This is a genomic window from Aliikangiella aequoris (assembly GCF_053709105.1).
Map to the genome: position 1 here is coordinate 2,887,546 of NZ_CM132298.1, position 14,150 is coordinate 2,901,695.

Genomic DNA, 14,150 nt, shown 5'->3' on the forward strand with positions numbered 1-14,150 from the left:
AAGGAACATCAGACCCTTAAACTTCAGCCAATCATAAGAGAAGTAGAAAACCATCAATGACAACTTCGATTTTAATTTGTGACGACTCTCGCATGGCGAGAAATCAATTGGCCCGTTGTTTACCAAGTGACTGGGACGTCCAAGTAACCTTTGCAGAAGACGGCAATGACTGCATTACAAAAGCAGCCGAATGTCAGCCCAAGTTGATTTTTCTTGATTTAAATATGCCCGAAAAAGACGGCTACCAAACCTTAGAACATTTCGTCGGCAATGACCTCGACTACAACGTTATTGTTGTTTCGGGAGACATTCAACCAACCGCACAACAACGCGTAATGAATTTAGGTGCGCTAGACTTCATTAAAAAACCAATAGATGCACCTCAAATGTTGCAAACACTGAAGCAGCATAACTACTATCCGCCAGCAACTCCATCGACATCTAAAGTTAACCGAGCAATTCCCCAAGCAGATAACCTCAACGACGAAGCGACTTTTTTAGACGCTTGCCAAGAAGTGGCCAACGTTGCAATGGGGCGCGCCGGCGATTCATTAGCCAGGTTTTTAGACGTTTTTGTCGAGCTTCCTGTTCCTAAGGTAAATCATATAGAGCTAAGTGAGCTTGTTATGGCGCTGCAATTTGCAGAAAAAGAGTCAGAAGTATCAGCGGTTTGTCAGGGTTTTATTGGACCCGGACTTTCTGGTGAAGCTTTGCTTATTTTCAACGACTCTAGTTTTCAAAATATCGCCGATCTCATGAAGTTCCAAGGCGAAATTGACGACCAAGTACAGCTAGAACTACTAATGGACATTGCAAACATTTTAGTCGGAGCTTGTTTACAAGGAATTTCAGATCAATTAGATATCAACCTCAGTCAGGGTCACCCGGTGGTTCTAGGGCAGCATGTGAGTATTAGCGACCTGATTAAAACCAACAAGCAATGGAAAAAAACCTTAAGTATTGAAATAAACTACAGTATTGAGAAAAAAGGCGTCAATTGCGATTTACTATTATTAATTACGGAAGAATGCCTGCCCACTTTAAGAGAACGACTTAGCTACATCGTTTAACCATTTACCCTAAGAGTTGAAACTTAACTTATGAGCGAAAAAATAGAACAACTACGAGAATTCCACTGGATGATGGACATGCTCCAAAGTTTAGACGTGGGCTTAGTTGTCATAAACAAGCAAAATCAAGTTCAAGTTTGGAACTCTTTTATGGAAAACCATAGTGGAATTTTAGGCGGCAACGCGAAAGACCAAAGCTTGTTTGAGTTATTTCCTGAAATTCCTGAAAGCTGGTTCAAACACAAAGTCGACTCAGTATTTCAATTAAAGACACGAGCGTTTAGTATTTGGGAGCAACGCCCTTACATCTTTAAGTTTGATAACTATCGCCCAATCACAGGCTCTGCTGAGTTTATGTACCAGAATATTTCTATTATTCCATTGACCTCAACAACAGGCGAAGTGACTAATATTTGTATTATCGTTTACGATGTGACCGACATAGCGACAAACAGCCATGCTTTAGCAGCGGCCAACTTGCAGCTTGAACACTTAAGCCGCACCGATAAACTCACGGGGCTTAATAACCGAGGCTACTGGCAAGAACGTCAAGAGCAAGAATTTGCTCGCTTTAAACGACATGCCCAACCAACAACCTTGTTAATATTTGATATCGATCACTTCAAACGTGTCAATGATACTTACGGCCATCAAACTGGCGATGAAGTTATTCGAGACTGCGCCAAAACGCTTCTTGAAAGCGCCCGCGACATCGATGTATGCGGACGCTATGGTGGCGAAGAATTTGTCGTGTTGCTAGATAATACCGACATTGAAGGCGCTCAGATTTTTGCCGAGCGACTACGTAAAAAAATTGCTGCACTTACGGTGGTTTATGAAGAGCATACGGTAAAATTTACTATTAGCTTGGGGCTATGCCAACTAGACAGTGATATTAAAAGTCCAAAACAGTGGCTAGAATATGCTGATCAAGGCTTATACCTTTCAAAAGAAAAAGGTCGCAATCAAACCAATATTTACGACTACAAAAACGCCTAAGCTCACAAGGCTTGTAATTGGTAACATTAACTCTTTTAAAAACTTTTACCTAAAGCGTATTGAACCGCGTCTTCAAGATCTTCAAAGTCGTACTCAGACAATCCAGAAAACTCAAGAATTTTTGGTCCCATAATTTGCCACTCAAAGTCTATTTCTGTTTGGGCTAACTTTTCAGGCAGGTTGACCATATGCTCTGCCATTTTAAGGACGCACAGCAATGTTTTGAGTGTCGGGTTTTCAATAGAATTATCATCAAGAACGCGCTCAACCGCATGGTGATGTTTTACCGCTAAACATATCACCTTGGGCAAGTTCCACACTCGAGAGATACGATAGCCAGCAGCGGCATGGTGTACACCAAAATGGGCGAACTCTTCGCTAGTTATGCGACCATCTTCACGGCTGTAAGAAAACTCCATTACACTTTGAAAGTTGCTAAACCGAGCCCCCATCACCGGAATTCCGCAGTTATGAAAAAGACCCAGCGAATAAGCTTCATCATGCATTGCCAAATTCAACTGGCGGCAAATGGTTGAGGCAACGTTAGCGACAGATAGAGAGCTTTTCCAAAATAATGTCATATCTAAGTTGGTAGTAATTTCAGCCATAGACTTTTGCAGTAAAAGCGTCTTTAAAATAGCCGTGACTCTATCTATACCCAACATGACTACCGCCTGTGGAATAGAAGCGATTTTACTCGGTAGCTCAAATACGGGAGAATTAACCAGCTTTATGACCGCTGCGCTAACCGCAGGATCAACTGAAATCACGGCCGCTATTTCATCTAAGTCGGCACCACAAGCTTCTATTTGCTCAAAAATCCCCGGCTGTGGAGGAATATAAATACCTTTTGATGAGACTTTGCCAGAATTCAGCGACGGTTTACTCAAATGACTGACCTCTAAAAAGATTTAAACATTTAAATTAAACTATAGCCTATGTCGCACAATCTGGCTTAAAATTGCCCCTACTTAAAATTGACCCTATGAGTAGCGCGCTTATTATTTGCTATTCACTGTCGCCGCTATCAACTTCTAAATAGTCGACCTTTTGGAAGCCTCTTGGTAGCTTATTGCCTCGGCGTCCACGTTCTCCCCGGTAGTGCTCTAAATCACTTGGCTTTAATCGCAAATAACGCTTACCAGAATAAACCAATAAACTTTGAGACTTCTCTACTACCGCAATAGACACAACAAACTCTTCTCTTAGTTGTAACTTTGCCGCAGGAATACCAATTATTTTATTACCTTTACCTTTACTTAACTGAGGTAAATCTGCAATTGGAAAAACTAACATGCGCCCTTCATTAGACACAGCGACACATAGCTGGTTTTGATAATCATCGACCGCCGCAGGATGAAGTACTTTAGCGCCAGAAGGTAAACTTAAAAGCGCTTTACCGTTTTTAGTGCGGGTTACTGTGTCTGAGAATTTAGCGACAAAGCCATACCCGGCATCACTCGCAAACAAGAAGCGTTGCTCATCTGTGCCCATAATGGCATCAACAAAAGTTGCCCCCGCAATGGGGTTTAACTTACCGGTTAAAGGTTCTCCTTGTCCTCGCGCTGAGGGTAAAGTATGCGCAGGCAAAGCATAGCTTCGGCCGGTAGAATCTAAAAACACTACTGGCTGGTTGGACTTACCTTTTGCCGCAGAGCAAAATCCATCGCCAGCTTTATAGTTTAACCCTTCTGCATCTACGTCGTGTCCTTTTGCACATCTTATCCAACCCATTTTAGATAAAACAACGGTAACTGCTTCACTTGGTAATAGGTCTGACTCACTTAACGCTTTCGCCTCATCGCGAACTACCATTGGCGAACGACGCTCATCACCAAACTCTTCTGCCGCCTGTATGATTTCTTTCTTAACCAGTGTTTTAAGACGATTTTTAGAACTTAAAATTAATTCTAAAGACGACTTTTCTTTCGCAAGCTCTGCTTGTTCGCCACGAATTTTAACTTCTTCTAAACGGGCTAAATGTCGTAGCTTTAATTCAAGTATTGCTTCTGCCTGAATATCTGAAATGCCAAAGCGCTTCATTAACACTGGCTTAGGCTTATCTTCTTCGCGAATAATTTTAATCACTTCGTCAATGTTCAAAAACGCGACTAAAAGTCCATCTAAAATATGTAACCTATCATTCACTTTCTGCAAACGATGCTCTAATCGACGTCGCGTTGTTTGCGTTCTAAACTCAAGCCACTCATTTAAAAATGCGACTAGACCTTTAACCTGTGGACGACCATCAATACCGATCACATTCATATTAATACGATAATTTTTTTCAAGATCTGTCGTTGCAAAAAGATGACGCATTAAACTTTCTATGTCGACTCGATTAGAACGGGGTACAATCACTAGCCGAGTTGGGTTTTCATGATCAGATTCATCTCTTAAGTCGGCAAGCATTGGTAATTTCTTAGCTTGCATTTGCGCTGCTATTTGCTCCAGCACTTTGGCACCTGAAACCTGGTGAGGTAAAGCATAAACAACTATCTCCCCATCTTCCATTTGATACGCCGCGCGCATCTTGACGCTACCGCGTCCAGTTTCATAAATTTTACTAATATCTTCTTTAGGTGTGATGAGCTCCGCGTTGGTTGGAAAATCTGGCCCCGGAACTATTTCATGAATATCGGCTAACGTGGCTTTAGGGTTTTCAAGTAAATGAACACAAGCTTGTGAAATTTCTTTGACATTGTGTGGTGGAATATCGGTCGCCATACCTACAGCGATACCTGTCGTACCATTTAACAATAAGTTAGGCAGCCTAGCCGGAAGTACTTTAGGCTCTTTCATTGTACCGTCAAAATTAGGTACCCAATCAACAGTCCCCATACCCAGTTCAGACAGTAAAACTGATGCATAGCGCGACAGCCGAGATTCAGTATAACGCATTGCGGCGAATGACTTAGGGTCGTCTGGCGCACCCCAGTTACCTTGACCATCAACTAGCGGATAACGATAAGAAAATGGTTGTGCCATTAACACCATAGCTTCATAACAAGCACTATCACCATGAGGGTGAAACTTACCTAAAACATCACCAACGGTGCGCGCTGATTTTTTATACTTAGCTGTCGACTTAAGACCCAATTCACTCATCGCATATACGATTCGACGTTGTACTGGTTTAAGCCCGTCACCAATATGCGGTAACGCTCGATCCATAATGACGTACATCGAGTAGTTTAAATAGGCCTTCTCGGTAAAATCGGCCAAGGTCTGTTGTTCTACACCGTCAAAATTTATTTCCATAATCTTCTTATAGTTAATTTTAAGTTAAACACTTTAGTAAAAAGTAACAGTATCTGTTGCTTCACTCGAAAATTGGGTTAATCGCAAACTAATCAAAATCGACCAAGTTGCCTTTATTTTCTAACCAGCTTTTTCTATCGGAAGCTCGCTTTTTAGCCAACAACATATCCATGATTTCTTGCGTCGCTTGGCTAGACTCAATAGTTAGTTGAACTAATCGTCGGGTCTCTGTTGCCATCGTTGTTTCACGCAATTGTTTAGGGTTCATTTCACCCAAACCTTTAAATCGCTGTACATTCACTGTACCGCGTTTCTTCTCAGCTTTTATTCGGTCTAGTACGCCAATTTTCTCATCTTCATCAAGTGCGTAATAAACTTCCTTTCCAATATCAATTCGATACAGCGGCGGCATAGCAACGTAAACGTGTCCCGCCTCAACTAAACTTGTAAAGTGCTTAACGAATAACGCGCAAAGCAAAGTTGCAATATGCAAACCATCTGAGTCGGCATCGGCTAAAATACAAATTTTGCCATAACGTAAACCGCTTAAATCGCTAGAGCCAGGATCAAGCCCTAACGCAACTGAAATATCATGTACTTCTTGTGAAGCGAGTATTTCACTTGAATCAACTTCCCAAGTATTTAAAATTTTTCCGCGAAGCGGCATTATTGCTTGAAACTCTTTGTCTCGAGCTTGTTTGGCAGAACCTCCAGCAGAGTCTCCTTCGACTAAAAACAGCTCCCCAGCCATCGAGTCTTGTCCGGCACAGTCTGCCAGCTTACCGGGTAACGCAGGCCCCGAAGTGATTTTTTTTCGGGTCACTTTTTTTCTAGAACGCATTCTTTTATGCGCATTAGAAATAGCCCACTCTGTCAGCGTATCGCCATAATTAGGGTTTTGGTTTAGCCATAATGAGAAAGCATCTTTCACAATGCCAGAAACAAAAGCAGCCGACTGTCGTGAAGATAACCTTTCTTTAGTTTGCCCCGAAAATTGTGGGTCTTGCATTTTTACTGAAAGCACGAACGAAAGCCCTGCCCATATATCATCTGCGGTTAACTTGACGCCACGTGGTAAGCTATTTCGAAATTCGCAAAACTCTTTCATTGCTTCAAGCAAACCATTCCGCAACCCATTAACATGAGTTCCGCCAAGCGGAGTAGGAATTAAGTTCACATAGCTTTCATTTAAACATTCCCCACCTTCTGGCAGCCAAAATAAGGCCCAGTCGACAGCTTCGGTATCACCACTAAAAGATCCACAGAAAGGTTCTTCTGGAATCTTCTCTTCATCAATTGCAGTGATTTTTAAATAGTCTTTTAATCCATCCTCATAACACCATTCGGTTTTTTCGTCGCTATTATTATCAATTAAAGTGACATTTAAACCAGGGCATAAAACCGCTTTAGCTCTTAACAAATGCTTTAACTTTGTCACCGAATACTTTGCGCTATCGAAGTACTTAGGATCAGGCCAAAAAATCACAGTTGTTCCTGTATTTCTTTTTCCTACTTCGCCAACTTCTTTAAGTGGCTCAATGACATTACCGTCGGCAAATGCAATGCTATATTTTTTCGCATCTCTTTTTACATGCACTTCAACTCGCGTTGACAAGGCATTAACGACTGAAATACCAACCCCGTGCAAACCACCGGAGAACTGATAATTTTTATTAGAAAATTTTCCGCCAGCATGAAGCTTGGTTAAAATAAGCTCAACGCCGCTAATACCTTCTTCTGGGTGAATATCAACCGGCATCCCTCGGCCATCGTCTTGGACCTCTAAGGCACCGTCTTTATGCAAAATAACCGTTAAGTTTTTACAGTGGCCTGCCAAAGCTTCATCAACACTGTTGTCAATGACTTCCTGAGCAATATGGTTAGGGCGGGTGGTATCGGTGTACATGCCCGGTCGCTTTTTAACCGGATCTAAACCACTGAGAACTTCAATTGAATCGGAATTATACGAACTGGACATTGAATTCCTTAGTTATTATGTTGAATTAAATGGAAAACTTTGAACATATAATCGCGTCTATTAATGTTAAACGCAAGTGCAAATAAAAAAACCTGTATAGCAAAGCCAAACAGGTTATTTTTTATACTTTAAACTGTCATCAATGATTAAAAATAGAGTAAAACTTAACCTTATATTGAGTTAAGAAACTACAAATTCTCTTTTAATAACCTTTTATGGTGTAATCTACCGTGAACTCCATATTATCAATGCGATGCACAACCGACTCAACTCGACCGTCGGGATATAAATTTAGAAAACGATAACCCGGTGCTTCTTCGCCTGCGCTAAAATCTTCAGAGCCTGGTTCAAACTGTACGCAGCTCGAGGGCGTTGCCATCCAATGAACGCCATTCTCAGTAAACTCAAAATCTTGATGAATATGCCCCCACACCACGCCTTTCACCTGCGGAAATTTAGCTAATACCTGCTTGAACTCGGCGGCATTTTTAAGCCCTATTTGATCAAGCCAGTGACTATCAATTGTTACCGGTTGGTGGTGTAAACTCACAAGCGCATGTTTATTGGGGTGTTGTTGTAACGCTTGGCTTAAAAACGCCAACTCACTTTCTGACAAATTACCGTGCACTTTATCTTTAACCGATGAGTCCAATAAAATAATTTGCCAATCACCCAATATTATTTGTTTTGCGCTAGAAACACATTGGTTAGTCAAGTACTGCGCCATCACTTGAGGGTCGTCATGATTACCAGGCAACCAAAAGCTTGGTACTTTAAGCGTTGCTAAAAAATCTGCGAGATATTGGTAAGACTCTGGCGAGGCATCTTGCGACAAGTCACCTGTTGCTAGTATGACGTCGGGCTTCCACTCTTCTTTTTTGACTCTTTCACAAACCGCCTCAAAACTACGTCGCGTATTTAAGCCAAGTAAACAGCCTTCTTTTTCAGCAAAAATATGGCTATCGGTTAGTTGAGCAACCCGCACTACATCTGCTCGTGCGGGCACCACGTCATGCCAAGTAAATTCTACACTATCAACCATGAGCTACTTTTCAACTCCTTGTACTCTCGTTTTCGTTATTTTTTTATGAGAACAGGCTCTTAGGCATTCGTTAATAAAACGATTAACCTGATATTTTTCGTCGGCCATTTTGCTTTTATGACCCTTTGGATAAAGCGCAGGCAGCGCACTAGGCCCTGCACCTTCCATTACTTCCATCATTTGTGCATCGTGGTATAAGCGAATAATTAAATGGTTAAACTCTACCATGGCTAAATTCGGCGACTCTATCGAGAGCCGTATAGTCGTGGTGTAACGTGCAGCGTCGGTAATATAAAAGCTTAATTTAACTTGCTCTCCACTAAGCTGCCACAATTGCGATTCAGGTTGAATATTGGCTGTTGAGTGACACTGAAAGCTTTGCAACCTAGCAAACCTTTCGCCCAAACATCGCCTTAATAACCAGTAATTTAGGTCGCAAATAGCCTGAAGCTCAGCCAAATTTGGCTGATATTTAGGTTTTTTATTGATTACGGGCGACCCCATATTAAACTCCGCACTAACTTATAGTGTTAATATAGACTATTTAGTGACGTGATTTTGCTGATTTCTAGGCGAATCGGCGAAAAAATCAAGATATTTCGTTGATTTTGTGATGAATTGCCTTAAACAGCAAATAAATCAGCCTTTTTGTTCCAGTTGAATTGCAACCATTGAAGTGCAATCAGGGTCATACCATTATTAACTTGGCCGCTTTCTAAAAGCGCCAAGGCCTCTGCAATGCTATAACTCAATACTTTTATATTCTCATTCTCAAATTCTAAGCCAGCCACTTCAACTAGGTTTGTGGCATCTACTTCGGCTAAGAACAAACACACAGACTCAGTACTCCCGCCAGGTGTAACGAGATATTGGTAGAGCGGTTTTAAGCGTTTAACTTCGCACCCTGCCTCTTCAACTGACTCTCGCCGGATAACTTCTTCTGGAGTTTCATCGGTTTCAATAATGCCCGCTACTAACTCAATTAGCCAAGGGTTTTGGTTAAATCCCACTGCACCCGGCCTAAACTGCTCAACTAATACGACTTTTTCGTTGGCCTGATCAATTAACAAAGCCGCGGCTGCATGCCCTCTTTCAAACACTTCGCGCTGAAAAACCGGGCTCCAGCCCCCTTGGTAAAGTTCAATTTGATAGCTATATCGGTTTAACTGAAAATAACCGGCGTACATAGACTCTTTTTTTACCAATTGATACTGCATATCATGCGAAAACTTCATTTTATGCTAACCTAATGTTTTTAAAATAAAATATTTTATATTCACGCTATTGGCAATAGTATACATGCTAGGGCAAAATAACCACTATCTTATGCTTTAACGCGAGCGGCAATAATATGGACATAGAAAAAGCAAGATTCAACATGATCGAGCAGCAAGTAAAACCTTGGCAGGTTGCAGATCAGAGAGTTTTAGGTGCTATGGCAACCTTGCCGCGAGAGCAATTTGTGCCTGAAGAGCACGCGCTACTCGCTTATGCCGACACCGCATTAACCATTGGCCACCACCAACAAATGCTCGCCCCGCGAGAAATAGCGCGCATGTTACAAGCCTTAAAACTTGATGGTACCGAAAAAATTCTAGAGATTGGCTGTGGAACTGGGTATTCAACGGCTTTATTAGGTAAGCTTTGCGAAAAAGTTTATGCTGTCGATATCATTACAGAATTTGTCAAAATCACTTCTAGCAGCCTACAGCGCTTAGGCTTTAATAACGTGGTGGTTGAAGAGGTCGACGCTAGTGACGGCTGGATGGCTCACGCACCTTATGATGCAATATTAATTACCAGCGCATTACCTTCACTATCACCTCAATTAGCAAAAAGCTTAAAACCACAAGGTAAAATTGTCTGTATTTTAGACAGTGATGGGCAGCAATGGGTCACTTCCGGCCAACTCGATCCTCAAGGAAATTGGCAATTGCAGCAACTTTTTCCCATACAGGCAAAACAAATGATTAATGCAGAGCAGCCCAATCAGTTTGTTTTTTAAATTGTTACCAACCTCAGGTAAAGCTCGCTTAAAGCATTCCAAATATAAAGTTTTGTAAAATCAATTTACAAATTGGCTCATTTGCTAATAACTTAATGGTAAACGAAAAGAAACTAGCTGAGTTACAATACTAATACACCAGTAAGAAGAAGCGTTAAATGAAGGGCTTTGGGAACAAAAGCAACTAACTTAGCTGCAAAAATAATCAAATTAAAATGACAGGATTAATAATGAAGAAACCCACTATCACCGCCTTAAGTGCAATTTTACTATTTTCTTCCTCCGCTAGTTGGGCAGACAACCTTCTTGAGGTTTACCGCTTAGCTCAAGCCAATGATCCCACATTTTTAGCGAGTGAAGCAGGCCGACAAGCCACTAACGAAAGAGTTAATCAAAGCCTAGCGGGTCTTCTACCGCAAATTAATGCCCAAGCGGGTTACACATTATCCGACTCAGAATCAACGCGCTCTACTCGTGGTACATTTACCCCAATTAGCGACCCGAATAACCCGCAACCAATTAATAGCGTCCAAGTCAGCGAGTCAGAATCTGACGGCGTCAACTGGGGCGTAACTCTAAGCCAAGAAATCTATAATCACGCTACATGGCTAAATTTGCGACAGTCTGAAAAACGCGCGCTCCAATCTAACATTAACCATGAAGGCGCCAAGCAAGACCTCATTATTTCAGTAGCAGAAGCTTATTTTAACGTGCTCGCCGCTAAAGACAGCGTTGCTTTCTCAAAAGCCGAAACAGATGCCGTTTCTAAAGAGCTAGCACAAACCAAGCAGCGCTTCGAAGTTGGCCTGATTGCAATGACAGATGTTCATGAAGCGCAATCCCGTCATGACCGCGCAATCGCAAACCAAATTAGCGCCCAAAATGCACTCGACAACGCACATGAAGCATTAAGGCTAGTAACAGGACAGTATCACTATAATATTTTAGGTTTAAAAAACGATATAACGCCTAAAAATCCGGAACCAGCAGACATTAATGCATGGGTAAAAGAGTCAGAAAAAAACAATATTTTGATTAAATCATCCAAAATTGGATTAGAAATCGCTAAACAAAGCATCAATATCTCACAAGCAGGCCATCTGCCTAAGGTAAGTTTATCTGCCAACTACCGTGATAGCGACACAGACACTACTTCACCTGCATTTCCTCGTGAAAATGATGCTGGCGAATTAATCGGCTTTGTTGACGCCACCAATAATGTAACAGGACCTTCAACCTCTATTTCATTAAATCTTGATATTCCTATTTTTTCTGGTGGACGCACTAACTCTCAAGCTAAAGAAGCCCACAACCTTTACATTCAAGCAGCCCACTTTCTAGAAAGAGACCACCGCCGCGCAGTTAGCGATACCCGAAGCGCCTATTTAGGTGTTGTTGCAGCGGTTAGCTCTGTAAACGCGCTCAAACAATCGGTCATTTCATCGCAAAGTGCTCTTGAAGCGACTCAAGCGGGTTTTGAAGTGGGAACTCGAACCATTGTCGACGTTTTACTACAAACTCAGCAACTGTTTGACGCTAAGCGCCAGCACGCAAGAGCAAGATATGACTATATTTTAAATACCTTAAAACTAAAACGGGCCGCCGGCTTATTAGCAGAAAAAGACTTGGCCATGGTCAATCAACTGCTAAGATAATTTAAAACTAGCAATTAAATGAGCAGTGAACCCAATTTCACTGCTCATTCATTCTACAAGCGCAAGACAAATCACCTCACTTACCCTATAATTCCCGCATACTCTCTTTTGCAATCAACTTTGGATATTATGGCCAGTAAGAAAAAGAAAACGCCAGAAAATACAATTGCGCAAAACCGCAAAGCCAAGCATGACTATTTTATAGAAGAAACTTTCGAAGCTGGACTGGCATTACAGGGCTGGGAAGTAAAAGCGATGCGTGAAAAAAAGGCAAACCTAACCGATGCCTATATTGTGCTTCACAATAGCGAAGCTTACCTTCAAGGTTGTCATGTATCTCCCCTCATAACGACGTCAACTCATATTACGGCAGATCCCTCGCGAAACAAAAAGTTGTTACTACACAATGCAGAAATTGGAAAGCTTATTGACGCTCAACAACGCGATGGGTATACCATAGTGCCTTTAGCACTTTACTGGGTAAGAAACCTAGTAAAACTGAAAATTGGTACTGCCAAAGGTAAAAAACTCCATGACAAGCGTGCCACAGAAAGAGCCAAAGAGTGGGATAGAGATAAGCAGCGCGTAATGAAAAATAACTTTAATTAAGCATAATGTTATGACTAAACTACGTTTCAAGCTATTAGCAATTATTCTACTTTCAGCAGTCCTCTGCGGTTGCCAGATGACTCCTAGCAATAACCAAGCAACCGTTGACGATGTGAGCTTAGCGACCCAACTAAACCAAAACAAGCAAACCAATAAAGCCATCCACTTATTAGAAAAGGGGCAATCCTCTCGAGCAGAAAAATTACTCGATGAAGTGCTTAGGTATAATCCAGCCCACCCCACGGCTATCCTTTTAAAGCAACAGCTAAATCAATCCTTGCAGCAACTATTTAACATTAATCGAACGACTACTTATCGAGTTAAAAGTGGCGATACGCTAGGCAAAATTGCTCAGGAATGGCTCGGAAATTCACTTTATTTTGTCGTGCTCGCAAAACTTAACAATCTCCCCAATTCGTTAGCAATAAGGCCGGGAGAAAAACTCGTTATTCCGGTCACTGAGTTTAGTCAGTTTGCCCAAAAAGAAAAAAGGCGCTCGCAAGCAAATATTAAATTAATCAAGAATTATCGATTAGAAAAACAGTACGAAAAAGGGCTTCAAAAGGCAAACACCTTATTTATTGTTGAGCAAGACTTAGAAAAACTACTCCACGAGCAGCAACTTACTCTTGACGCTTTTGCAAAGTCGTCTATTTCTTTAACGGAAAGAGAATCCATGCTTAAGCGGCTTCAAAAGATTGCTCAATCAAGTCGAAATTTAAAACAAAGAGAACTGTATCAACGGTTTATTAATGCTCAAAACAGACTGCTGTTCTTAGACGAAGCACTTTTACTATTTGAAGATAAAAGCTATGTGCAAGCCGCTGAGAAATTAGTTAAAGCGAAAGCGCTAGACAAAAATATGCTGCGCCAAACAAGTGTTTTTAGAGTAGAGCAACTACTCTTAGATAAGCTTCACGAGCAAGCTGTGGTGCTTTACCGCAATCATGCTTTAAAAGAAGCAATGCAGCGCTGGCAGCTCATTTTAAAAATTCAGCCAGAGAATGAGATCGCCCAAAAGTATATTACTCGAACTCAAAAATTATTAGAAAAGCTAAACCAATATTAGAGCTAGGAAAACACCCTTGGATAAAATCACCCGAAGTGCATTAGTGCCTTTTTCAAGCAAGCAAATGTTTGAACTAGTTGACGATGTAGAAAAATATCACGAATTTGTTCCTTATTGCCAAGCAAGCCATATAATAGAGAGAACAGAGCAGAGTGTTAGTGCAACTTTAGACGTTGCTAAAAGTGGTTTTACTAAATCATTTTCTACCAAAAACATGCGTAAACCCTATGAAAAAATTTATATGCAATTGCTCAATGGGCCTTTCAAACACTTAGAAGGTTTGTGGACTTTTCACGAGCTATCGGCAGACGCGTGCAAAATTGAACTTGAAATAGAATTTGAATTTAGCAATAAACTAACATCACTCGCATTTTCTGGACTGTTTCATCAACTCATTCAATCGATGGTAACCGCCTTCACTGAACGAGCAGAAAAAGTCTACACTAAACAATAAGCCCCCTG

The 14,150-nt window shown here is 41.3% G+C and carries 13 protein-coding genes; 7 read left to right on the forward strand and 6 right to left on the reverse strand.

Going from position 1 to position 14,150, the window contains the following annotated elements; all coding sequences use genetic code 11:
- Positions 1-56: 56 nt before the first annotated feature.
- Together ACUR5C_RS12500 and ACUR5C_RS12505 are read left to right on the forward strand one after the other, a co-directional pair.
- Positions 57-1,070 (forward strand): response regulator, encoded by a 1,014-nt coding sequence (locus tag ACUR5C_RS12500; RefSeq protein ID WP_454465473.1) that lies wholly within the window; start codon positions 57-59, stop codon positions 1,068-1,070.
- A 30-nt stretch (positions 1,071-1,100) separates the two neighbouring features.
- A complete protein-coding gene (locus ACUR5C_RS12505; RefSeq protein ID WP_454465474.1) occupies positions 1,101-2,069 on the forward strand; it encodes a GGDEF domain-containing protein in 969 nt (322 codons plus the stop codon).
- A gap of 35 nt (positions 2,070-2,104) precedes the next feature.
- Here ACUR5C_RS12505 and ACUR5C_RS12510 read toward each other — a convergent pair whose 3' ends face one another.
- From ACUR5C_RS12510 to ACUR5C_RS12535, 6 genes are all read right to left on the reverse strand, one after another.
- Complete coding sequence (locus tag ACUR5C_RS12510; protein ID WP_454465475.1) at positions 2,105-2,959, reverse strand: HDOD domain-containing protein; 855 nt, start codon at positions 2,957-2,959, stop codon at positions 2,105-2,107.
- Between the two features lie 118 nt (positions 2,960-3,077).
- A complete protein-coding gene (parC, locus tag ACUR5C_RS12515; protein ID WP_454465476.1) occupies positions 3,078-5,330 on the reverse strand; it encodes a DNA topoisomerase IV subunit A in 2,253 nt (750 codons plus the stop codon).
- An 88-nt stretch (positions 5,331-5,418) separates the two neighbouring features.
- Entirely contained in the window at positions 5,419-7,308 is a 1,890-nt protein-coding gene (gene parE / locus ACUR5C_RS12520) for a DNA topoisomerase IV subunit B (RefSeq protein ID WP_454465477.1), read from the reverse strand.
- Between the two features lie 202 nt (positions 7,309-7,510).
- Positions 7,511-8,350, reverse strand: coding sequence for a 3',5'-cyclic-AMP phosphodiesterase (cpdA, locus tag ACUR5C_RS12525; RefSeq protein ID WP_454465478.1), 840 nt, complete (start codon positions 8,348-8,350; stop codon positions 7,511-7,513).
- 3 nt (positions 8,351-8,353) lie between these two features.
- The gene (locus ACUR5C_RS12530) at positions 8,354-8,854 is read right to left on the reverse strand and encodes a DUF1249 domain-containing protein (RefSeq protein WP_454465479.1); all 501 of its coding nucleotides are present in this window, start codon (positions 8,852-8,854) and stop codon (positions 8,354-8,356) included.
- Between the two features lie 119 nt (positions 8,855-8,973).
- A complete protein-coding gene (locus ACUR5C_RS12535) occupies positions 8,974-9,585 on the reverse strand; it encodes an NUDIX domain-containing protein (RefSeq protein ID WP_454465480.1) in 612 nt (203 codons plus the stop codon).
- Between the two features lie 116 nt (positions 9,586-9,701).
- On the opposite strand from ACUR5C_RS12535, the gene ACUR5C_RS12540 reads away from it, so the two are divergent.
- From ACUR5C_RS12540 to ACUR5C_RS12560, 5 genes are all read left to right on the forward strand, one after another.
- Complete coding sequence (locus ACUR5C_RS12540) at positions 9,702-10,355, forward strand: protein-L-isoaspartate O-methyltransferase family protein (RefSeq protein WP_454465481.1); 654 nt, start codon at positions 9,702-9,704, stop codon at positions 10,353-10,355.
- Positions 10,356-10,585: 230 nt separating this feature from the next.
- Positions 10,586-12,010, forward strand: coding sequence for a TolC family outer membrane protein (locus ACUR5C_RS12545; RefSeq protein ID WP_454465482.1), 1,425 nt, complete (start codon positions 10,586-10,588; stop codon positions 12,008-12,010).
- 129 nt (positions 12,011-12,139) lie between these two features.
- The gene (smpB, locus tag ACUR5C_RS12550) at positions 12,140-12,619 is read left to right on the forward strand and encodes an SsrA-binding protein SmpB (protein WP_454465483.1); all 480 of its coding nucleotides are present in this window, start codon (positions 12,140-12,142) and stop codon (positions 12,617-12,619) included.
- Between the two features lie 76 nt (positions 12,620-12,695).
- Positions 12,696-13,688: a LysM peptidoglycan-binding domain-containing protein gene (locus ACUR5C_RS12555; protein ID WP_454465484.1), complete on the forward strand. Its 993-nt coding sequence runs from the start codon at positions 12,696-12,698 to the stop codon at positions 13,686-13,688.
- 16 nt (positions 13,689-13,704) lie between these two features.
- A complete protein-coding gene (locus ACUR5C_RS12560; protein WP_454465485.1) occupies positions 13,705-14,142 on the forward strand; it encodes a type II toxin-antitoxin system RatA family toxin in 438 nt (145 codons plus the stop codon).
- The last annotated feature ends 8 nt before the right edge of the window (positions 14,143-14,150 follow it).